19 protein-coding genes are annotated in these 23,491 nt (G+C 40.5%); 9 read left to right on the top strand and 10 right to left on the bottom strand.

The annotated features are described in order from the left end of the window. Positions 1–13: 13 nt before the first annotated feature. The 7 genes from E5354_RS09015 (at position 14) to E5354_RS08980 (ending at position 7,757) form a co-directional block, all read left to right on the top strand. On the top strand, positions 14–907 hold the full coding sequence (locus tag E5354_RS09015) for a DNA/RNA non-specific endonuclease (protein WP_168353866.1): 894 nt from the start codon (positions 14–16) through the stop codon (positions 905–907). Beyond that, positions 904–2,286 (top strand): tRNA uridine-5-carboxymethylaminomethyl(34) synthesis GTPase MnmE, encoded by a 1,383-nt coding sequence (gene mnmE, locus E5354_RS09010; protein WP_135947247.1) that lies wholly within the window; start codon positions 904–906, stop codon positions 2,284–2,286. Before E5354_RS09015 ends, mnmE begins: the two co-directional genes overlap by 4 nt. Before the next feature lie 307 nt (positions 2,287–2,593). Beyond that, on the top strand, positions 2,594–4,054 hold the full coding sequence (locus E5354_RS09000) for a helix-turn-helix domain-containing protein (protein WP_135947246.1): 1,461 nt from the start codon (positions 2,594–2,596) through the stop codon (positions 4,052–4,054). 107 nt (positions 4,055–4,161) lie between these two features. Then, a complete protein-coding gene (locus tag E5354_RS08995) occupies positions 4,162–5,280 on the top strand; it encodes a tyrosine-type recombinase/integrase (RefSeq protein WP_026207261.1) in 1,119 nt (372 codons plus the stop codon). A gap of 167 nt (positions 5,281–5,447) precedes the next feature. Next, on the top strand, positions 5,448–6,206 hold the full coding sequence (locus E5354_RS08990) for a hypothetical protein (RefSeq protein WP_135947245.1): 759 nt from the start codon (positions 5,448–5,450) through the stop codon (positions 6,204–6,206). 100 nt (positions 6,207–6,306) lie between these two features. After that, a complete protein-coding gene (locus E5354_RS08985; protein ID WP_135947244.1) occupies positions 6,307–6,681 on the top strand; it encodes a helix-turn-helix domain-containing protein in 375 nt (124 codons plus the stop codon). A 2-nt stretch (positions 6,682–6,683) separates the two neighbouring features. Next, on the top strand, positions 6,684–7,757 hold the full coding sequence (locus tag E5354_RS08980) for an AAA family ATPase (RefSeq protein ID WP_135947243.1): 1,074 nt from the start codon (positions 6,684–6,686) through the stop codon (positions 7,755–7,757). An 894-nt stretch (positions 7,758–8,651) separates the two neighbouring features. On the opposite strand, the gene E5354_RS08970 is transcribed toward E5354_RS08980, so the two are convergent. Further along, positions 8,652–10,109, bottom strand: a complete 1,458-nt coding sequence (locus E5354_RS08970; protein WP_135947242.1) for a hypothetical protein — start codon at positions 10,107–10,109, stop codon at positions 8,652–8,654. A 120-nt stretch (positions 10,110–10,229) separates the two neighbouring features. Then, positions 10,230–11,156 carry a tyrosine-type recombinase/integrase gene (locus E5354_RS08965; RefSeq protein WP_135947241.1) on the bottom strand — a complete coding sequence of 309 codons (927 nt, stop codon included), beginning with the start codon at positions 11,154–11,156 and terminating at the stop codon, positions 10,230–10,232. Between the two features lie 41 nt (positions 11,157–11,197). Here E5354_RS08965 and E5354_RS08960 point away from each other — a divergent pair, with 41 nt between their 5' ends. Continuing rightward, entirely contained in the window at positions 11,198–12,361 is a 1,164-nt protein-coding gene (locus tag E5354_RS08960; RefSeq protein ID WP_135947240.1) for a restriction endonuclease subunit S, read from the top strand. Here the strand turns inward: E5354_RS08960 and E5354_RS08955 are convergent. Beyond that, on the bottom strand, positions 12,354–12,845 hold the full coding sequence (locus E5354_RS08955; protein ID WP_135947239.1) for a restriction endonuclease subunit S: 492 nt from the start codon (positions 12,843–12,845) through the stop codon (positions 12,354–12,356). The two genes, E5354_RS08960 and E5354_RS08955, sit on opposite strands and share 8 nt — an antisense overlap. A 148-nt stretch (positions 12,846–12,993) precedes the next feature. Between E5354_RS08955 and E5354_RS08950 the strand changes: the two genes are divergently transcribed. Continuing rightward, a complete protein-coding gene (locus tag E5354_RS08950) occupies positions 12,994–13,548 on the top strand; it encodes a restriction endonuclease subunit S (protein ID WP_246863783.1) in 555 nt (184 codons plus the stop codon). Here E5354_RS08950 and E5354_RS08945 read toward each other — a convergent pair. The 7 genes from E5354_RS08945 to E5354_RS08915 are packed head-to-tail and all read right to left on the bottom strand — an operon-like array spanning position 13,541 to position 23,478. Continuing rightward, the gene (locus E5354_RS08945) at positions 13,541–14,701 is read right to left on the bottom strand and encodes a restriction endonuclease subunit S (RefSeq protein ID WP_246863782.1); all 1,161 of its coding nucleotides are present in this window, start codon (positions 14,699–14,701) and stop codon (positions 13,541–13,543) included. The genes E5354_RS08950 and E5354_RS08945 overlap by 8 nt on opposite strands. A gap of 5 nt (positions 14,702–14,706) precedes the next feature. Further along, the gene (rhuM, locus tag E5354_RS08940) at positions 14,707–16,122 is read right to left on the bottom strand and encodes a RhuM family protein (RefSeq protein ID WP_168353865.1); all 1,416 of its coding nucleotides are present in this window, start codon (positions 16,120–16,122) and stop codon (positions 14,707–14,709) included. A gap of 19 nt (positions 16,123–16,141) precedes the next feature. Next, positions 16,142–17,695 carry a type I restriction-modification system subunit M gene (locus E5354_RS08935; RefSeq protein WP_135947238.1) on the bottom strand — a complete coding sequence of 518 codons (1,554 nt, stop codon included), beginning with the start codon at positions 17,693–17,695 and terminating at the stop codon, positions 16,142–16,144. 16 nt (positions 17,696–17,711) lie between these two features. Continuing rightward, the gene (locus tag E5354_RS08930) at positions 17,712–19,415 is read right to left on the bottom strand and encodes a DUF262 domain-containing protein (protein WP_015547484.1); all 1,704 of its coding nucleotides are present in this window, start codon (positions 19,413–19,415) and stop codon (positions 17,712–17,714) included. Positions 19,416–19,419: 4 nt separating this feature from the next. Further along, positions 19,420–20,343 (bottom strand): DUF5655 domain-containing protein, encoded by a 924-nt coding sequence (locus tag E5354_RS08925; RefSeq protein WP_135947237.1) that lies wholly within the window; start codon positions 20,341–20,343, stop codon positions 19,420–19,422. A gap of 2 nt (positions 20,344–20,345) precedes the next feature. Further along, a complete protein-coding gene (locus E5354_RS08920; protein WP_135947236.1) occupies positions 20,346–23,174 on the bottom strand; it encodes a type I restriction endonuclease subunit R in 2,829 nt (942 codons plus the stop codon). A gap of 22 nt (positions 23,175–23,196) precedes the next feature. Continuing rightward, positions 23,197–23,478 carry a helix-turn-helix domain-containing protein gene (locus tag E5354_RS08915; RefSeq protein ID WP_135947235.1) on the bottom strand — a complete coding sequence of 94 codons (282 nt, stop codon included), beginning with the start codon at positions 23,476–23,478 and terminating at the stop codon, positions 23,197–23,199. Positions 23,479–23,491 lie beyond the last annotated feature (13 nt).

Genomic DNA, 23,491 nt, shown 5'->3' with positions numbered 1-23,491 from the left:
CTCAGACAAAGAAATGGCAACACGCAGAAAAAGCAACAATAATACACGACGGAAGAAAAAATCGGGGAAAAACGGTCTTAGCAGAACGACAAAGTCATATCTCGCATCGTTGTGCACCCTCGTGCTGGTACTCATAGCATTGGTGTCGAAAAGTTTCTCGGGATGCAAGACCCTAAACGGAGGGTTCCTGTCGCACGGGCACATCCCCGACCTTGAACAGGTAGTGACTGCAAAAGGCACACCCGAACAGATCGTGAGCTACGAGGGCATGACGATTTCCTATAATCCGGCAAAGCATGTGCCCAACTGGGTGGCATGGGAGCTGACCGCCGATGAAACCCGGGGCAAGGAGCCTCGTGCCCAGAATTTCCAGGCCGACGAATCGGTAGCGGGATGCGCCGACCCATGGGACTACTCCTATTCGGGATATGACCGCGGACACATGGCTCCGGCAAGCGACATGAAGTGGAGCAGGAATGCCATGAAGGAGTCATTTTACATGACCAACATCTGTCCGCAGGTGAAATCGTTTAATTCGGGCACATGGAAGCGACTTGAGGAGAAGTGCCGCACATGGGCGCAATGCGACAGCGCAATTGTAATCATAGCCGGCCCCGTGCTGACCGACAGCATTACCGAATCGATAGGCGACAACCGGGTAGCTGTGCCAAAGCGTTTTTTCAAGATAATAGCGTCGCCCTATGCCAACCCTCCCCGAGGCATAGCGTTTATCCTCAACAACGGCAAGAACAAGGGCGGACTGCAGGAAGCTGCCGTGAGCATCGACAGCGTAGAGTCGCTCACCGGTCATGACTTCTTAAGCTCCCTGCCCGACGACATCGAGCGGCTTGTGGAGTCGCAATGCCGTTTCCACTATTGGAGTACACTAAAACCCACCGAAAAATGACAGTTCACGAAAACAACGACACGATATGCGCCATATCGACTCCTCACGGAGTTGGTGGAATAGCCGTAATACGCATAAGCGGCCGCGATGCCATAGCCATAGTTGACCGACTGTGGAAAGGCCGCCGGCTGTCGGAGTCGGCAAGTCACACCGCCCACCTTGGAACAATAGTCGACGACAATGGCGAGATTCTCGATCAAGCCGTGGCCACGGTGTTTCGCGGGCCCAACTCATTTACGGGCGAAGATGTTGTAGAGTTGTCGGTTCACGGTTCAAAATGGATACAGCGCGAAACGATAAATCTGCTCGTCCGCACGGGTTGCCGCATAGCCGATGCCGGCGAATTCACACGCCGAGCATTCGCCTCAGGCCGGCTCGACCTCGCCGAAGCTGAAGCCGTGGCCGATGTCATTGCATCGTCGTCGCGTGCGGCCCATCGGGTGGCGATGCGACAGATGCGAGGCGACTTCTCGGGCCGACTGAATTCTCTGCGCGAACAATTGCTGGAACTGGCTTCGCTTCTTGAACTTGAGCTTGACTTCTCGGAGGAGGATGTGGAGTTTGCATCGCGTCGGAAACTGCTCGACCTCGCCGACGAAATACACCGTGTGGTGACGCGCCTTGCCGCAACATTTGCCACCGGCTCGGCTCTGAAGGAGGGCATTCCTGTGTCGATTGTGGGTGCCACGAATGTTGGCAAATCAACACTGCTCAACCGATTGCTGCACGACGACCGGGCAATCGTGAGCGACATACACGGAACGACCCGCGACGTGATTGAAGACACGATGGAGATAGGCGGCGTGCTGTTTCGCCTTATCGATACGGCAGGCCTTCGTTCGACTACCGACACAATCGAGGCGTTGGGCATCGAACGCACCATCAACAAGCTGAAGAATGCATCGATAATATTGTGGATGGTCGATGCAACCGCCGGACAAGAGAACGCAGCGAAATCATGGGCTGAAATAGAATCACACCTATCGCCCGAACAACATCTCATAGCGGTGGTAAACAAGATCGACGCCGGAAATATCGACATAACTTCGCTGCTGCCTGAAGGAACCACGGTAATAAAGCTGTCGGCACGAAACGGCGAAGGCATATCGGCTCTCGAACAAGCCCTGGTGAATGCATCGGGCACAGGCGACCTGTCGCACAACGACATCATGGTGACAAATGCCCGCCACTACGAGGCGCTGACTCACGCCGCCAATGCCATAGCCCGCGCAATCGACGGCCTAAAGGCCGGCCTGTCAGGCGACTTCATCGCGCAAGACATACGCGAAACCCTCCACTACCTCGGCGAAATCACTGGCACCATCACCACCCCCGACATCCTCGCCACCATCTTCTCCCGCTTCTGCATCGGGAAATGATGGCTTGTAAACAGCCATAACCAACCATAAGCAATTAGAAGAAAGTCGCTGATAGCCAGCGACTTTTCTTTTTTATGTGGTTTTCAGTCAAATCTGACTGGTTGCGGATTTCCAGCATTATTTTGCACCATATTTCTACCGCCGAACAATTAAGCGGACACTTCGCACTCATCATAGCGACATCTTAGGCACGATGTGAGACGCTATGAGAATGTGCCAAACCGCTATAGAAGACACAGTGTGAGACGCTGTGAGAAATTGTGAGACGCGTTGAGACGAAATAGACGAAATTAAAGGCGACCAATATATGGAAATCCAGAGAAAATGCCAGTGGTGCGGCAAACCATTTATAGCACACACGATGGTAACACGCTATTGTAGCAAATCGTGCAATGAAAAAGCGTACAAAGAGAAGAAGCGGAAGCAACGATTGCAGGCTTACGAGGAACGGCAAAATGAGCAGCCCATGCAGGAAGTCGGTATCGTGGGAAGCAAGTTGTATCTCTCCCCTGCCGAAGCCGCTACCCTTTTAGGTATCAGCCGTGCGACCATCTACCGCCACATGGCTGTCGGAATCATCCGGGCCTTACAACTTCGTGGGCGTACTATTATCCGCAAGTCGGACATTGAAAAGATGTTCGACAATGCTCCTGATTACAAGAAACGTAATTATGGACGGAAACAGGCTGCACTCTATTACACCACGAATGAGGTATTGGAGAAGTACCAAATCCAAAAGAAAACCCTTTACCGCAGATGCAAGCTGTATAACATTCCGAAGATTGAGGAGGGCAATCGGGTGTTCTACAACCGCAGTCTTATAGACAAATACTTTGCAGACCTTGCCGAGGAAATCAATCCAGCGAGTTACTATACTCCGGAGCAGGTTATGGACAAATACGGTATGAGCCGTAATGCAGTTGTCACCTTTGCCATGCGACACAATATCCCCCGAATCAACCGCCACCATGAGGTATATTATTCCCGTGCCCATATAGATGCGATTAAAGAAAAGCAGGAGAAGCTGAATCCCGACTATTATACCTACGATGAAATCACCGAGAAATACGGACTTACCAAGATTAATATCAGCTACTATGTCAACAAGTACGACATCAAGCGATTCAAGCAAGGAAGCCGGACAATGGTGCTGCGTTCGGAGTTTGACAAAGTTTATATTGAGCATCGCGATGGGACATATACACCCAAGAAACGGGAAAAGAAAAGCGACATGGCGAAAGAGACTTTTGTAATCCCCGAAGGTTATTACTCATCCGAGCAAATTGCGAAGACCTATCAGATGAACAAGAAAACCATTTGCAGGCTGTGCCGTGAAAACGGCATCCCGAAAATCAGTCATGGTGGGTTCAACTATTACGAGCAACTGTCAGTTGACCGATTCTTTGCCAAGTACAAATCGGCTGACAATATCAAGGAATGGATTGGTGCGGAGCAAATGGAAGAAATCTACGGCATGAGCAAAGATGCCCGATGTTCGTTTGTGCATCGCCATAAAATCCCCTCCCGTGTTGTTTATGGCAAAGTCCAATATTCCAAAGGCCATATCGACATCATCAAAAACGGTGGCTTTGACCAACGGGAAAAGTATTACAGCGTAACCGAAGCGATGGAAAAATACGGCATTCGCAGGGATGATGTCTACAATTATGCGAGGTATAACTACATACGGAAGATGCACCACGGCAAGTCGATGTTCCTGCTGAAAGAGGATTTTGACAAAGTTATGGCTGAAAAATCCGGCATCTGAGAATTATTCTGCACAGACAAGAATCATTTTCAGTAATGGCAGTCATCAGCATTGTTTCATTATATTGATTTGCAACAGATTATTCACCAAATATAGTATTTATCATTATGCACGAATGTAAAACTGTAACATTGAGGACAAGACCTCTAAAGAAAAACATGTTGTCGTTCTATCTGGATTATTATCCCGGTTATCGCGACAAAGAGAGTATGAAGGTAATCCGTCATGAATCTTTGGGCATCTACATTTATGCCAATCCAAAGAACCAACGGGAACAGAACTTCAATGCCGTCATGTCGGAAAAGGCGGAAGCTATCCGATGCCGACGATTTGAATCCATCGTCAATGAGCGGTATGATTTCTTTGACAAGAGCAAGATGAAAGGGGATTTCCTTGCCTATTATAAGAAGACACTCCGCAAGCACGACCAGAAATGGGAGTTCGTCTATCTGCATTTCTGCAATTTCGTGGGCGGTAAATGCTCATTCGAGGAGATTGATGTGGACTTATGCAACAAGTTCAGGGAGTATCTGCTCAATGCGAAGCAACTGAGACGTCCGGAGCGTCCCATATCACGCAATTCAGCCGTGGGCTACTGGTCCACATTCAGAGGATTCCTCAAAATACTCTATCGCAACAAGTTGATTCATTCCAATGTAAACGATTTCTTGGAGAAAATAGAACCGGAAGATGTCGTCAAAGACTATCTCAGCGTAGAAGAACTGTACAGATTGGCAGAAACGCCCTGCAAGATACCGGTTCTGAAAACCGCCTCGTTGTTCTCTTGTCTGACAAGTTTGAGAATCAGCGATATTCTCACATTGCGGTGGGAAGAAATCGTTGACTTTGCAGCCGGAGGAAAATGCGTATATACTGTCACTCAAAAGACAAAGACAGAAGATATTATCCCCATCAGTGATGAGGCCTTGCAATTAATCGGTTATTCCCCGGAAAAGACAGGGCTGGTATTCAAAGGATTGAAAAGATGCTGGACGCAATACCCCATGAAAGAGTGGATTCGAACTGCCGGTATCACCAAAAACATCACGTTCCACTCGTACCGGAGAACATTCGCTACCTTGCAGGCTGCTGCCGGAACGGACATCCGGACCATTCAAAGTATCATGGCGCACAAAAGCATCACCACTACCCAACGATACATGAAAGTAGTGGATAGCAACAAGCGAAAAGCCAGCAATAAAATCTCCCTGATACGTAAGAGCTAACGGGCATAAACACCGCTTTTTATATGGTTAGAGTATGATTTCTGAGTATGATTCATATTCTAACCATAATTATTTATAAATATCTGTCCAGCAACCATTAGTATTTATGGTTATATGGAAATTAGTACTGAACTTTGTGGCATAGAATTGTAAACAATCACAACTATATGGAGAATAATGTACAGGTTCAGAAAACTGCGGACATCAGTAGTCTGGTATGTGTGGTAATCGTTTCACTCTCGGCACTCACCGCATACAATCTTGGAGAAAAGTTCAATCACTATATCCTGTTTGATGTCACCATTTTTATTATTTCTTTGGTAATGCTCATTTTGACCTTTGCCGTATTCCGCAAAGTAATGGCAGGACTTTATAAGAGTATTTCAAATAGTACTATAAATGAGCAAGTACAAAGTAATTGTTCGCAAGAGGTTAGCTCAGATAATTCCATAACAGAGACTCAACAGGTTATACTGGAACAAATGCCTGACAGTTTGGAAAAATACGAGAGTATTCTCGTGGAAGAACAACTGAAAGAGGTAAAGCGGAAAAGGGACACCATGATAGCCATCCGTGAATATGTGGTGGAAAAGGCCTCAAAATATCTGTCAAAAGAGAATATCAGCACGTTATTCCACAATATCGAGTGTCTTGCCGAAAATCGGGTGACAGACTGCCAGCCAATCCATTCAACGAAAGAAGCGAAGCTCAGTTCTCCCTCTTTAAGACATTTGGCTTGGAATATCGGAGAACGGCTTGGAGTCTCCCGTCGCGACAAGGCGGTATTTATCAAATCATCTTTCCCTTATGAATTGCGAAACGCTGATATAGAATATCTGGAAGCCAATTTGCGTGTTAATGCCCAATGCGACATCCCTATTGACGTGCCGGACAAAGGAGATTTCCGCTTTCATAACAACACTTGAGAATTAAACCGTGCAGACGGTAATCATTCTTCCGGATGACGAATTTCTGCAAGATTTCATTCTGTTGGTTTGTAGCATATTAATTTAAATTATTGATAATATGACTGCAACCGAGTTAACTTTTAACGACCTGCCGAAAGTCGTAGGCGAACTATGCGAGCGAATCGCAAGTATGGAAAATTTGCTTAGGGACAATCTTAACCGTCAAAGCGAACCAAAGGAGAATCTGCACATACCTATGACAGTGCAGGAAGCCTGTGCTTATCTGAAAATGCCGGTTTCCACCTTTTATTACAAGATAAAGAAGGATAGCATTCCGGTAATCAAACAAGGAAAGCACCTCTATATCTATCGTGACGAGCTTGACAAATGGCTGGAAGCATCACGCAAAACGTCAGTACCTCTCACCTATGAGGAAGAAAACGAAGCGATGTATGCCTCACATCGTCGCAAGCCTAACCCTAAAAACTGGTGAGTATGGAAACAGCAACACCCATTGAAGATCTTGCTCAGGTCGCTACAAGATGGCAAGATACCATGCTCAGCTTGGAAAAGGAGTACGAACAGGAGCCGGAAGTTCTGAAAATAGGTGGAGTGCCTGTCGGAACATTGGGAAATTTCAGCGCATCCATTGGCAAGGCTAAAAGCAAAAAGACTTTCAATGTGTCTGCTATGGTGGCAGCAGCTTTGTCCGGAAAGGAAGTCCTTAACTACACAACGGATTTTCCTGACGGGAAAAAACGCATCCTTTACATTGACACCGAACAGAGTCAGAACCATTGTATGATTGTGATGCATCGTATCATGAAACTGGCAGAGTTGCCGGCCAATGAGGATTGCGGCCGTTTCTATTTTCTCGCTCTACGCAAATTCAGTCCGAAGGAGCGTTTGGCTATCATAGACGATGCGATCAGTCAGATTGAGGGTCTCGGTTTCGTGGTGATTGACGGAATCCGTGACTTGGTTTATGACATCAATTCACCGAGTGAAGCCACATGCGTAATCTCCAAACTTATGCAGTGGACTGACGAGCACCAGATTCATCTTCACACCATTCTTCATCAGAACAAAAGTGATGAAAACGCACGAGGGCACATTGGCACGGAAATCAACAACAAAGCGGAGACGGTCATTCAAATCGAGAAAGACAAGGACGACAGCAACATCAGCAAAGTGGAAAGTGTACATACCCGTTCCAAGGATTTCCTGCCATTCGCTTTCTGCATCAATGACCAATCACTTCCCGAACTTCTGCCGGACTATGTGCCGACAAAGAAGAGTGCAGGTCGTCCCAAACAGGAACCGTTCTCCCCTTATAAGGATATCCACGAAGCCATCCATCGCAAAGCTCTCGAACTGACTTTTGAGGGAAAAGAAACTATTTCGGGATATAAGGCTTTGGAAGAAGGACTGACTTCTGCCTACGAACAGGCTGGGACGAAATTGAATCACAACAAGATTGTGGAGTTGATAAAGTTCCTCACGAACAAACGGATGGTGGTTCAGGAAAGCCGTGGCATCTATCGGTTCATGCCGGATTACCACTACTAATCCCCCACTTGACTTTATTCTAAAAGTGTCTATTCGTATATAAGCCAAAGTTTAAGCGCAACGACTGGTTTCATGATAATTCACGGAACTGGTCGCTGCCATTGATTGGGCTTGCCCGTTGTACGGATATTATCTTATATGGGTAGCCTAATCCCCCAAGCAACCAATCGGTTGTTTGAGAGTGCCAAATCTGCCAGCAAGCTGATTGCGCGAGGAAAGGCGTTATTTGGGCATTTTTTTCTTTTCGCCAGCATTTCTCCTCGTCTTTCTCGCCCAAAAGCGAAATTTGCTAGTTAAATTGCGTCTGGGCTTGCCCATTATACAACATTTATTGAGTTAGGGTAACTCAATACCCCAAGCGATAAATCGCTCGTGAGAACCTGCCAATCCCCCAGCAAGCAGGATTGAACTTTATAGCAACTATGGAGTTCGTTTTCACTCCATGTGCATCGTATTTTAGAGTGTCATCCAACACCTTTGTAGTCTCTGTTTGACAGATACCATAGACAAGCGTATTTCAGTAGTTCTTTTATGAACTCTTTTGTGAACTCCGTAGGTTCTTTCAGGAACTGTTTTTTGCTCTTTCGCGAACTCTTTTAGGAATCATTTTTCATAATTCAAGTTCCAATGAGTAGTATTCCGGAGCAATGCCGGCCACATAAGTGACGATACTCGATGACGAACATGAACACAGGACTACTGTGTCCAAATGCCTGCCAATTTAACCATATCAACCTGCCAGATTCCTAAGATTGATTTTGCCAACTAAAAATGGCATCAGAATCATTCTATATCTAATGAGGCGCACCAACAACAAAAGGCTTCTTTAATATGCAGTTTTAAATATTATTCATTCTATACTTACATGGATAAGATGAATCCGAAGACATTGACTTATTTTACATTTGAGGCTGAAATTTTATTATTACAAGCATCTATTAAAATAATATTATTTGAATCCAATAGATTCAGATCTTCCAATATCTTATGTACTTTCAAATATTCTGAATTACTGAAATATAAAATCACTTTTATACTTTGGTTCGTATTATTTGCAGCTTCATATACCTTCACTTGATTAGCAATATTATGTTTTAGTTTAGAATTGCTCGCAAGTTTAAATTCTACAAGTGTCTTATCTGTATTTCCTTTGGAAATTTTATAGTCAACCGGTCCTCGTCCATTATTTACTTCAGCATTCACGTCAAATTTAGTCGCGAACCATGTAAGTTTAAAAATCAATTGAAGGTCTTTTTCTTTTTTAATAGGTTTCCCATTATGGTAGAATAATTTATATCCATCTTTATTTTCAATAAAATCTTTCAAAAACATCACTCTATCCAATGACGCATCATATGATCCAATAGTATTTTCCTTATAAAATTGATAATTCGCATCTAAAGATTTAATTAAAGTCTGGATATTGCTTACATAAATCTCATTAGCTATTGACACAATCTCATTTGATGCGCTTTTTGCCTCTGCCTTTTCTTCCTCTTTAATTTTAATATAATAATCCATTAATTCAGGGAATTGTGCAATAGTGTTTGCGGCAGCCTCATTTCTGGATTTTTCTGTAATCTTATTATCTGGCAATTGTTTAAGATATATACCATTAATTCTATCTCTGAGCTCTTCATTAGGAATAGAACTTGTAATATCCAATAATCGATACCGCATTTCGCTAGCATTAATCCAAGTTTCATCTTTTGTAAGAATATCTTTAGGCGTTAATATCACATAATCATCATTAAAATACGGCAAAGTATAAATTTGGGGCATCCACGTTTCAAATTTATAGTCAAAATATACTTTAGGGACAGAAACGTTCTTACACTGTTCTGGTAATAGGTATTGTTTGGCAAAAGTTTGTGTATATTCAAGTAGATATTCTTTTATAAGATTACAAGTAAAATCACTTATATTATCTCGACCTACTCCAACTCTAAATAGTGACAGTTTTTCCAGATGAGATGTTTCTGTAATTGTTTCATTTTTTAATTCGGGGAATACTCGTTGTATCGCTTTTGACATAGATTGCCCAAAATCTTTTCCTAATCCTAAACCACCATTCCCAGACTCACTATAACCAAGCCAATTTTGTTTAACCTCAGGAAAAGTATACCATCTTTTAATCTTTTCTAATGAGATATTGCCGCTGGCTTTATCTCTCAAAAAAGACAAATAATCCAAAATTCTTTCATGTAGTTGACGGTATTCAGGCTTTTCGCTAGCATATAATAAAAATGGGTCAATAAAAAGTGGAATATCATTTAGCAATGAAATATTCATCGCACCATAATCTTTTATAACTGACTCGTCTACATTAAACAAATCCGAAAAATATACCATAACCTCAATCTTAAATAGATTATTTACCAATGAGTTGTAAATATACAAAATATTCCTAAGTTTAAGAATATATAGAGCGAAGAAGTTGCAATATTGAATTTCTTCGCTCTATAAATGACTTTATTTGCCAAGTGACTTGAATACTTTTGCAATGCAACGCTTTTTCTGTTCCATATTTGGATGGACATAGAGATCCAAAGTCGTTGAGATATTGGAATGTCCAAGCAATACACTGACTGTCTTGTAGTCGCATCCGGCTTCTATGCAACGAGTGGCAAAGCTATGGCGCAGTCCGTGATATTTTAGTTTTGGGACACCTAACTTTTCCATTAGTTTGGTGTAATAATTCCGGTAGGTACGCGGTTCTGTCGGGTATTCATCATTGGTTAGAATATAAAAATCTTCATTGACTACCTTTTTCAGAGGCTTCATCATTGCGAGCAATTCCTTTGTCATAGGAATCTCTCTACAAGAATTTTGGGTTTTGGGAGTATTGATAACCAACTCTGTATGTTTCTGTGTCCCATCAATGATATATATTCGCTCTATTGTACGGTTTACTGTAATAGTTCCGTCTATTATGTTGATATCGCTCCACTTCAAGGCACAGACCTCCCCAATGCGAAGCCCGGTACATAGACTGATGTAAATACCGAGTCCGGCAAAAGAGAAATGGTTTTGAATATGGTTGAGCACCTTTTTATGATTGGCTACTGATAGAACCTCCAATTCTTTGTTTGTCGAAATGGTCGGATATTTGATGTCCCATTCATAATAGTCCATCCATTCGTTTTTTACCCCGAACTTCATCACCATTTTTAGGACTATCAGAATGTCCTTGACGGATTTGATGCTCAATCCTTTTTCTAACTTTTGCAGGACGAAAGCCTGCACTTCCTTTTCATGGAGCGAATCACTATCCCCGAAACAAGGAATAATGTGGTTCTCCAAGATTAACACATAAGCCGCCATTGTGGACTGCTTCACATAGGGTCGCTTGTACTCTTTCCAAGCTACCGAAATTTCTCTAATTGTTTTGTTACTCATGTTGTTCATTTAATGATAAGCTCTATAATTAGAGAAATATAATGAGCGATGTTCCCCATTTGAGATTTCCAGAGTTTACGGAGGAGTGGGTTAATGTATCTCTAAAGGATGTTGCGGATTTTCAGAAAGAGAGAATTTCATCTGGGCTATTAGATGAGAGTACATATATCTCAACGGAGAATATTCTGCAAAATTTTCAAGGTGTGCAATCGGCTATTTCTATTCCAGCAAATACCAATGTCATAGCATATAAAAAGAATGATATACTGTTATCAAATATTCGTCCCTATCTAAAAAAAGTATGGTTCTCGGATAGAATAGGTGGCTGTAGTGCAGATGTATTTGTTCTGAGAAGTAAAACCTGCGAACCTGAATTTCTCTATAATGTAATTGCGTCAGATAAGTTCATCAATTATGTTATGAGCGGTGCCAAAGGTGTAAAAATGCCGAGAGGAGATAAAAATCAAATGGGAAGTTTCAGTTTTTCTATTCCTGCTGTAGCAGAACAGAGAAAAATTTCACGATTGTTTCAACTTTTGGATGAGAGAATAGCCACCCAAAACAAAATCATAGAGAAATTACAATCCTTAATCAGCGGAATTATACAGAACGCTATTCAAAAGGGACTGAATGATAATACATGGGAGATGATATATCTTTCCAAATTGCTTACTGAACGTAAGGAGAAAAATCGCAATGGATATGAAGTAAGCTCTGTGTCTGTTTCTGAGGGTGTTATAAACCAAATTGAATATCTCGGACGTTCTTTTGCTGCAAGTGATACTTCTAAATATAATGTTGTCAGATATGGAGATATTGTTTACACAAAATCTCCTACTGGCAATTTCCCTTATGGAATCATCAAGCAAAGCTTTCAAAAACACCCCGTTGCTGTTTCCCCTCTATACGGAGTTTATGAGCCTTATTCTAATGAGGCTGGATGCTTTTTGCATTATTACTTTCTATCTTCAATTGTAACAACAAACTACCTTAGTCCACTTATTCAGAAAGGGGCAAAAAACACTATCAACATAAGCAACCAGACTTTTCTCAATAATATAGTACCTTACCCTAAAGAAGAAGTAGGTATTATACCAATAGCAGCGTTATTGCGTAATGTACAAATCAAACTCAACATAGAGAGGTTGTCGTTAGTTTTGCTGGAACAACAGAAGATATATCTTTTGCGAGGTATGTTCATATAAACATTGACCCTAATAGATATTGCTTTTGCTCTTGATAATTCAGTAATAGTTTTCGCTCTGTCTCCAGTTTGCTTGATAAAGCATTGAGAGTTCGAGCGATTTCTTTTTGGCTCTCAAATGTTGGTAGTGAAAATTTCTTCTTCATGAAGTCGTTTTTTTGAAGATTAAATCGTGTACTTCCTTGTGCCAATGGATATATGAATTTTCTGAAAACGCTATTTGATACGAGGTAAGCTAAATATGGTGAATATACCTTATTAGTGGCTGTCATATGCAGTCCAAAACAAAAGCTGTTAAGATAATATTTATCACTTTCACCAAGGTAAACAGCACCTATACCTACCTCATCAGGAGTTTCAGACGATAGAGTAAACAGCAAATCGCCATAAAGAAGAGTATTCTGCTTTTCATTATCGCCTATTACAACATAATCAACCTGTTCCTTATTGACAATACTATTGCTGTAAATGTTGAGGTATGTAATATAAGGTTTGCCCTTGCCAAAATCATCTCCGCTCTTGCCTGATAATCCTGAGTATGAAGTTCCCAGTTCCTCAAATGAAGTTGATAAACCACCAACTTGCAGATGAAGAAAATCATTTAATCCGCTGATTAAGGATTCGTATTCAGTAATGTCCGCAATAACAGATTTACTCTTTAATTCAATAGCAGATGCTCATACCATACGTTTAGGCAATATTGCACATATTACGAATGGTGCTGGTGATGTGCAAGATGCTAATACAGAACATATAGAAGATTGGTATCCTTTCTTTGACCGTTCAGAAGAATTAAAATGGTTTCCAACTTATTCGTTTGACAAGGAAGCTGTTATTTATGCTGGTGAGGGACAAAGTTTTTACCCTCGATATTATAAAGGTAAATTTGCCTTACACCAAAGATGCTATGCCATAACGGATTTCGCTTCATGTATTCTACCAAAGTATTGTTACTATTTTATGAGTACATTAAATTCTTATTTTGCTAGAAATTCCGTTGGTTCTACAGTATCATCTTTGAGAATGGATATATTTCAAAAGGCAGAAATTAAACTACCTCCTATACCAAAACAACAGCATATATGCAAAATTATTGATGCTTTCTGTACTAAACTTGAAGTCGAACAAAGCATTATTTCTACCCTACAAGAATTGAAACAATTCTTGCTCTCGCAGATGTTCATATAAACAACTGCGAGAGCAAATACTGCTTTTGCTTTATATAATTTGAATGAAGGTCTATTGAACACTTAATAAGTGCATCAACCTTTGAAAGGAAAGCACATGAGTATTCAACATCGCCAACTAAGGGTATAGTAAAATTTTTGACATCATCTCCATTGATAGAGGTGAATGTGCTTCCTTGCTCAATCTGCTTCCATTTGTAACTGAAATAGTCTAAAGCATAATATATATACATTGTAGGTATTACAGATTTATTTCTCAGCGCACATACTCCTCGTCCGATACAGACTTTCATTTTGTTCTCTGCAACAATTCCAACAGGTGCTCTAACAGTTAGGATTAAGTCCTTTTGCAAGGAAATTTTAGTTGGTTCATTTGTGTATATACGCGAAATCGTTATCCCATCAAGTATATCCAAATTACCTTGAATCAGAGGAAGACCATCATTATTACTGTTGTAACTTGAGGATGACGGAGATTGTCCCATGATAACCTCGCAAAGATTTTGAATCTTTACTAAGGTTGTGTTACGAAAAATGATTTGACTAATTGCGGACTTTAGTTTTTTCAAATCCTCAATGATTTTGTTTTGGGTTGTAATGCGCTCGTCTATGAGAGACAATAGACGTGTTATCTTCTTTTGTTCCTCGATGGCAGGATGATAAACTCTAATATGCTTTAAGTTTTCACCATACAGGTGTACGACAGAAACACCTTGGGCAACACGAGCGATGTCTTTTTTACGAGCACCATTAAGTTGATAGGCAAAGAATCCTCCATCATCATGTTTGAGTCTTATGATGTTCAAATCTCCACCCAGCAGGATGTTATTAAACGAAACACATCGAGCTGTTGATATGTCTATAGCAGTTTCTCCAGAACATGGGATTATGACATCATTAGCCTTACTTTTAACCAGCGATGATGAATCCAATTCTGTTCTACTATATGCCTCATCAATAATTTCAGACTTGTACTTGGTATAAAGTTCACCATACAATATACAAGGAGAGCCTTGTTCAGATAATTGGTCTTTAGATATTCCACTGCCTTTTGTTATCTCTGAAATTTTGCCCAATGTAGTTTCTTTCCACTCCCCACAAAACTCCGGAAATCTCAAATGGGGAACATTAAGGACTTTTTTATCTATTGCCATAGTTGTCATTCTTTTGTAGGATTCAAATCAAATGGAAGCAATGGAGTTTCATCATTACCCTCATTAAAACGATCAAAATCTGATATGTATGATTTATCTTGAATCAGTTTATATTTTTCGTATTCGCTATAAGCCTTATCTTTTGCTTCTTCTTGTGTCACTTTTCCTGCCGTATCGCACGGCTCGTAATCCATCGCTGCAAGATATTGTTGAAGGAACCTTTTCCAATCATCCATAGTTGAAACGATATGACGTGCAGCACGTGATTCTGCCATATCAAGAAAGGCAGTTGTGATAAGATTCAACTGGGACAATTCAGAATCTGACAGGTAATTTTTTGCAATGATGGTATCAGACTTTTGCACTCTTCCATCAGGAGCTTTCTTCCATGTGGTAAGTCCCATGTAAGGTTGCTCGGAATCAGCCCGTTGATAGATAATTTCCGCAGCCGTATGATGGGTAACGGCAAGGTGCATCATATTCTGTACCATCTTGAAGAACAACTTTGTATCTTCTGATTTCGGGTCGTAATCCGCACTGCATTCTGCATAAATGTCAGTTATCTTTTGGTAATATCTGCGCTCTGAGGTGCGTATTTCACGAATACGCTCAAGCAAATCGTCAAAATAGTCCTTTCCGAAATGTTTGCCCTGTTTCAGCCTCTCGTCATCAAGGGCATATCCTTTAATGATAAACTCTTTCAGCACTGAAGTTGCCCAAATACGGAATTGAGTAGCTTGATAGCTATTTACTCTATACCCCACCGCTACAATAGCATCGAGGTTGTAGAATAGCGGCATACGCTCCACTTCCCGGTCTCCTTCTGTTTGAACTATCCCAATTTTTCGGATAGTTGCCTCTTTGGTGAGCTCTCCGCTTTCATAAATCTGTCCAAGATGGTAGTTAATGGTGCGGACATCAACCCCAAACAAATCTGCCATTCTTTTCTGGGACATCCAGAATGTTTCGCTGTTGAAAATGACTTCTATACGTGCTTCCCCTTGGGCTGTTTTATACAATAATATATTAGCGCTTAGCGAATTATGCATGAGTTCTATCATTGGGACAGATTGCGAGAAAAAGTCTCGTGCCTGTTGAACAAGCAACTTTTTGCCATCAGCATTTTCCGCAATAATCATACATGCCATACGAGAGAGACGGAATATGTTTACCTTGCGGAATGAACCGTTTCCTATCCTGACCATATCAACCGCTTGGTTGAAATGCTCGTCCACATTCATTCCTTTTTCTCCGGCTACTTTGATGGCTTTATCTATGACCCTTTGAAATTTCCAATAAGTAGAATAGCCCATTGCACCACAAAGGTCACGGGAACTCCAATATTCATTTCCGCTCTCGTCCTTTCGGAGTATATTCTCAAATGATGGAACCATCTGAGGTATATTGTCATTTTCTCCCATATTGCAATTACTCGTTAGCTTATTCTACAAGACCCAATTCTTTCAGATATACCTCAATCTCCTTATCCAACTCAGCACGCTTGGCTTCCAGTTCCTTTATTTCAGCCATTACAGCCTTGATGTCGATAGGTTCTTCCTCTTCAAAAGTATCAACGTAGCGTGGAATATTCAGATTGTAATCGTTCTCCTCCACCTCTTTCAAGGTAGCCAAATGACTGTACTTTTCTATTTCCTTGCGGTCACGGTAAGTTTCGACAATCTTTTGGATATGCTGCTCTCGGAGTTTGTTTTGAGTCTTAACTTTTTCAAACTCCTTGCTGGCATCAATGAACAGGATATTGTCGTCTTCTTTGCGGCACTTCTTGAACACAAGAATACAGGTCGGAATACTTGTACCATAAAAGATATTGGCTGGCAATCCGATAATGGCATCCACGTAGTTTTTCTTTTCTATGAGAAAACGACGGATAACACCTTCTGCATTACCACGGAACAACACACCATGCGGAGCGACACAAGCCATTGTACCGCCTTCGTTCAAGTGATAAATCATGTGCAGGATAAAGGCATAGTCGGCAGTCTTACGTGGTGCAAGCCGTCCTGCCTTGCTGAAACGGTCATCATTGTTGAATTTGTCGGCAGCACTCCATTCGGCGGAGAACGGAGGATTTGCAACCACTGCATCAAACTGAGTGTCACCAAACGCATCCCATTCAAGCGTATCACCATTTTCAATCTTGAAGTTACTGAATCTGATGCCATGCAGCAACATATTCATTCGGGCAAGGTTATAAGTTGTAGGATTCTTTTCCTGTCCGTAAATATCAACTGCATTTCCGATATTGGCAGCACGAAGAAGCAACGAACCACTACCGCAAGTAGGGTCATAGACATTGCGTAAACGCTGATGTCCGATGGAAACAATTTCTGCCAAAATACGGCTGACTTCCTGCGGAGTATAGAACTCTCCAGCCTTTTTTCCGGCTCCTGCGGCAAATTGCGAAATCATATATTCGTAAGCATCACCCAAAATATCAATTTCCTGCGACGCCTCTACACCGAAATCTATATCGTCCAATGCAAGAAGAACATTACTAACGAGCGTATTCTTGTCATCGGCTGTCTTACCCAATTTTGGTGAAGCCAAATCTATGTCTGAGAACAGTCCGCCAAAATCTTCTTCGCTATCTTGTCCCAAAGTGCTGTCCTCGATACGTTTCAGTGAACGCTCCAGCATAGGAAGAATGTTCTCTTTTCGTTTGACAGCCTCTATTACAGAAGAAAACAAGAACTTCGGTTCAATGAAATAGCCGATATTCTCCAAGCATTGGTTCTTGGCTTCCTCTTGTAGTTCCACCGCATCGGCATCTTCCATTTCCCATAACTTCTTAAAGGTTATTTCATCATCCACCAAAGCATTGTTGGCGTACTTTTCAATTTTCTCTGACAGGTATTTATAAAAAATGAACCCCAGTGTAAAATACATGAAGTCACTTGCCGACATATTGCCACGCAAACGATTTGCGACCTCCCAAAGCTGGTCACGGAGTTTCTGCTGTAATTCTTCGCTCATTATTTCTAACCTTTATTTACTGTAAAATAAATTCTTTAATTTGCTTAGTCAATAATGCTTTACGCTTTTTGATAAAATCAAGGAAATAGTCTAAACTATAGTCGTTCATTTCAGGTATATGATGACGTTCCTTAAAATTAGCATCTCGATCTTTTAGCCAGGAATCAAAAGGTTTAGCATTTTTAGATTTGTTTTCTGAGTCATCCAACAATTCTAAATTCAAAATTGAATTATAGCAGGCCTGGTACTTTTCTATAGTTGCATCATCATATCCTTTTGCACGAAGATTTTTTATTTTAAACTCATTTTGTGGATAAATATGATCTTCATTGTATTTCTTATCTTTCCAATCTCTCCCTGGATACAACAATGATAAAATCAAATAGCTATATTTAGTACCATAACTATAGTTCAGCATATTTTCTATCTCCATATCGTTGAATGTCATTTCTATTTTCAATTCTCTACAAAGTTCAACATAGGGGAAATAGTCTGTTGCTAATTTAACAACAGGTCTCATACTATTCAATTTATTATCAGTTGCACTACCTAGCACTCCTTTAAGCAGCATCATGATAATCCATTTTTGAATATTATTTTGATCCTCTACATCTTTCAAATTAGAGGAGGTAAGATAGCCTTTGTTTTTCCCTCTCAAATATTGAGCAACAGGAAGTAACACCAACCTTGCTACTAAATTTTTATCTGTAAAGCCATAACGACTAACCAATTTGATACTATTGGCAATGGCATCTTTTGTTTCATCCCAATGATCCTCTATACATTCTAGATTTTTCTTCGTGAATGAACTAAGTTTATACTGTATAGGAAGATTTTCAGTTAGATACATCGCCCCTTTCATCACAAAGTCTTTACCAAAATTATAACCAGTTCCTATCTTGTTAATTTCATCTGTAAATTCATTGATTTCTTCTCTTGCGTTCAAATTCCTCCATTTAGCAGTCGCTGTTGACAAAAGAATATCACTATACTCTAGTTTTTGGCCACCAGTATTAGTACGAATAAATATCTCTAAAACCTTATCATAGTCATCTGATTTTTCCTCATAATAATTTATGTTTTGAGATACATTTACTACACTAAAAAGTTTACTTATCATCTTTCGAGCTTTTTTCTTAGCTTCTTCATCAAAAGCATTAAGCTGATTTTCTATAGAATCTTTAGCATCTTCTGCATCATCATAATTTAATATATCCCCAACACGATACCATAATTGAGGATAATCCGTTCTTTGCAGAGGTGTTTCATCCTCTTTAAATAAAAATTGATATGTCATCTCCTCTGGATTGTCATCTCCCTTATCCCAAAGAAGATTTAAATATAGTCTTGTTGTTCGCCACTTTCGATAGAAAAAACGATATGAACCACGTAAGGCTATATTTATAGATGTTATTCTCTGCTGTCCATCAAGAACCAAATATATATCTTGATTTACACCATCCAAGTTAGCCTCTTTATTATGCGGTTTTTCTTGATCAAAGTCTTTTATAAATTCATATGAAGTCCAATCTTTCTTCTTTTCTTCTCTAATCTTCCAAAAAAGGAAAGAACTGATAGGATAACCACACATAATAGAATCAAACAGTTTTTCTACTTGCGCTGGATTCCAAACGTATTCTCTCTGAATAGCAGGTAAAAAAGTATTCCTCCCTATTCTTTCGGAGATTAAATCCTTTATCGTAGTATTAAAATAAGCCATATGTTTATTCTTTATTCTTATTTATTGTTTGACGTAACAAGTTAAAAACATAATCTATTTCAGTTTCATTTTTCAAAGGAAAACGAACCTCATAAGCTCCATTTCCCCAGTGTCCAACTTCTGATACATCACGGGTAATACCTTCCGGGTCTTTGAGTGTTCCTTTCTTGGCGTTTAGAAATAGTCTTATGCCCTTGTTTTGCATAACTATATCACAAAATACCTTTCCTCCTATCTTGAAACCAATGGTTTTCTTTTTGGGATATATCGTAATATCTTCTCCAAAAGACAGCAAAAATTCTTTAATTTCAGCATATATATTCAGGAAGTCATCTTCAACGTTCTCCAAATGATCCTGTTCGCTATATACCTTTATCTCCTTACTTACAGTTGTTATTGTCTCGTTGTTTGAGACTGTTTTAATACTTTCTTTGCTTGAACGATTCACAATCTGTTCAAACGAAAGAGTATCATTTGTAAAGCGTTTGATTTCCCATAGTTCTATAGGTAAATCCTTGAAATTAATTGCTTCTTTTTGATATGTTGTAAAATTAGGCGATACAAACAACACTTTTGACTGAGACCAGTCCACATCATTTCGTTTGAGTATGCCAGACTTTGATTCGTTATACTCCAAGATGAATTCCGCCTTGTTATTTAGCATTAAAGACAAGTAAGCATAACCTTGGTCGATTACACTGAAATTCTTATCCCTTTTATATTCTATGATTACAAAAGACTTCTTCTCCGAATCAAATGCCAAAGAATCTATACGGAAAGAACCAATGGAAAATTCCGTTTTAATAAAATCAAGCCCAAGCAGTGGCTGGAGATTCTTTTCAACTATGTTTTGAATTTCTTTCTCCAGCTTAAATGGCTTCTCCTTTATAAGCGTTAGTTGCTCATTATATATTTTATATGTTGACATGTCTACTCCCAATTAAAAGTCCTTATTATATTGCGCAGCCTTTCCATTATTCTCGTCAAAGCCTTCCGGGTTTTGATAAGTCCGAGGTGCTTCTCTTTCAAGGCTTTCTGTATTATTCCCGGCTGCTCCTTTTGTAAATAGTCATACTCTTTGATGTAAAGATTAAGCACATCTGCTGAAATTTGTTCATCATCGGCCAAATCATTCACCGCCTTATTGCGTTCCGAAACAATATATTGGTTCAAACGTTCCTCCAACTCATTTGTTCCATCAGCCTTATTTCGTCCGTTCATAAAGTTCTCCTTGTCTTCATCCACATTCTTCCGGATAAAGCCGTCAATGAGTTTAGCCTTGCCTCGCATTCCGGCATCCTTAATCATAGTATCAAGGATATGCTGGCGTTTTGCTGAATAATCATCGCTATACGGGTCAAGTTCCGCAATGAGTTCAAGGATGTAAGCCACATTGATGATATCGCTGTGCAACAATTCAAGACAGAAATCAATATCTTCCAAACCTTGACTATTTCCATAAGGCACAGAATCTTCCGCAACAACAGACGGTGTTACCGGTGGATCGATAAACCCAACTGTAATATCAAGATATTTACTTTTATAATCGTTGAACTGTTGTTCAGTCATTCCAAGGTCATCTGCATCCTCATTGTAGTCTTCGTATATCTGTATTTCTGCATGTTTACGGATAATATCACGGAATGCGAGCACAAAATTCTTCTTGTCATTTTCACTTTGCAAAAGGTCTATGCTGCTTGGTGTAGGATATTTTTGCAAGAAATCTACCGCCAGTCTTTGATATTCCTTTTTTACATCCTCAAACGGAGGACGGATTATATCTTCCGGATTATCTGAGTTGCTGAACAATTTGATAGACTTATCGACATTGCTTTTCAAATCACGGAAACACACAATCTTGCCGAATCGTTTCTTCTCGTTCAACACCCGGTTGGTACGGCTGAATGCTTGCAGCAGACCATGATATTCCATATTCTTATCTACATAAAGCGTGTTCAGCTTTTTGCTATCAAAGCCTGTAAGGAACATACCCACGACAAGACAAAGGTCAAGCGGTTTCATATCCGCTTTCTTCTTTTTCATACGCAGGTTGATGTCATCGTAGTATGCACGGAAATTTTCGGTAGTAAATGCTGTACCAAACATTTCATTATAATCGTCCATGATAGCTTGCAGCTCATCCGCTTCGCCTACGCTCTCACTAACATATTGCCCTGTACCCATACCTGTCTGGTCATCATCCTGACTACTGTTTGCACCATAGGTAAATACTGCACCAATACGAATACTTGGCTTTAACGATTTGAATATCTTGTAATAGCGGATAAGCATCGGTACGGACTGCACGGCAAACAGCGCATCAAATTCTCCGTCAAATGTAGACTTATTGAAATTGTTAATAATGAATTTGGCAATTTCTTCCATACGACTTTGATTGTCGTTATCAACAATTTCATTGCCATGATAATACTCCACAAGGAAACCAAGCACATTTTCATCGGCAATAGCATCCTTAATGAGATATTTATGAAGACAATTTCCGAATATTTCTTTAGTCGTATGACCATCCACAGCATTCTCGGTAAAGATAGGGGTTCCCGTAAAGCCGAATATTTGGGCATCGTCAAAGAACTTCATAATCTTCTTATGACTATCCCCGAAATGACTGCGATGACACTCATCAAATATCATCACGATACGGGAATGACGAATATCCTCAATCTTGCTGCTGTACCATGTCTTGCTTACTGCGGCATTAAGTTTCTGAATGGTAGTGATGATAATCTTGGAATTGCTTTGCAGGCGTTTTACAAGTTCATCCGTATTATCAGTACTATCAACCGCACCCGGTTCAAATGCTTCATATTCCGATTGGGTCTGTGTATCGAGGTCATGACGATCAACTACGAACATCACCTTGTCCACATCATCCAATTCCGATACAAGCTGTGCTGCCTTGAATGAAGTCAACGTTTTTCCTGCTCCTGTTGTATGCCAGATATAACCGTTGTCATTGGAGTTTTGCACCCTGTCCAAAATCTTTTCTACGGCATAGAACTGATATGGGCGAAGCACCATCAGGCATTTGTCACCCTCATGAAGCACAATGTATTTGCCGATGATTTTACCAAGCGTGCATTTTTCCAAAAAGAATGCTGCAAACATATCCAATTCATTGAATGGATGATTTTGAGCATCAGTCCAATTGAATGTAAACTTGTAGCCGCTATTTGGATTATTGGCAAAATAACGGGTATTGACACCATTTGAGATGACAAACAACTGGATATAGTCAAACAATCCATGAAACGAAGTCTTGTGATAACGCTGTATCTGGTTGTATGCCTGTTTCAGCTCCACTCCTCTACGTTTCAATTCAATCTGTACTAAAGGCAAGCCATTGATAAGGATTGTCACATCATAACGGCATTTCTTCCGTCCTTCTACGGTTATTTGGTTGGAAACCTGAAACTCGTTTTGGCACCACTGCTGCCTGTTTAGAAACTCCACCCATATACGTTGTCCGTCTGCTGTATCAAGCGGATATAAATCACGAAGTTTCTTTGCCTTTTCAAAGCGCGAGCCTCCTTCAAGATAGATGACAATCTTCTCAAATTCCTCTGCCGTAAACCCGGTACGTCCGTGTTCCTCCAAGCGTTTGCGGTTGTGGATTTCCAACTGCCGCTTGAAATTGGCATACAAATTATCCTCTTCTGCGATTTGGACATACTCATAGTCCATTTGCATAAGAGTGGCTATCAGTCCGGCTTCCAATGCCGCTTCGCTTTGTATTGACATATCCTTGCCTTATTATGAGTGGTTACTTTACTTTTATATTACTATTCAGTATCTTGACATCCAATGCTTTTTCAATCTTGCACAGAGTTTCCAATGACAGGTTCTCCCGTCCTTTCAGTACTTTAGAGATGTATTGCTGAGAACAATTCATCTTCATAGCCAACGCCTTTTGAGTCATACCGAGCTGCTCCATTCGATTCGACATAATTGTTGCAATAGTCTGTGAATGCAACATCCACGCATCTACATCATCTGCGATAATATTTTCAGACTGTTCTAAAGACGCATCAATTTGTACTTCCATCACTGTATAATAT

Source organism: Muribaculum sp. NM65_B17, assembly GCF_004793735.1.
GTDB lineage: Bacteria > Bacteroidota > Bacteroidia > Bacteroidales > Muribaculaceae > Muribaculum > Muribaculum gordoncarteri.
The sequence above is the reverse complement of the archived record's forward strand: the minus strand, read 5'-3'. Positions and strand labels throughout refer to the sequence as shown.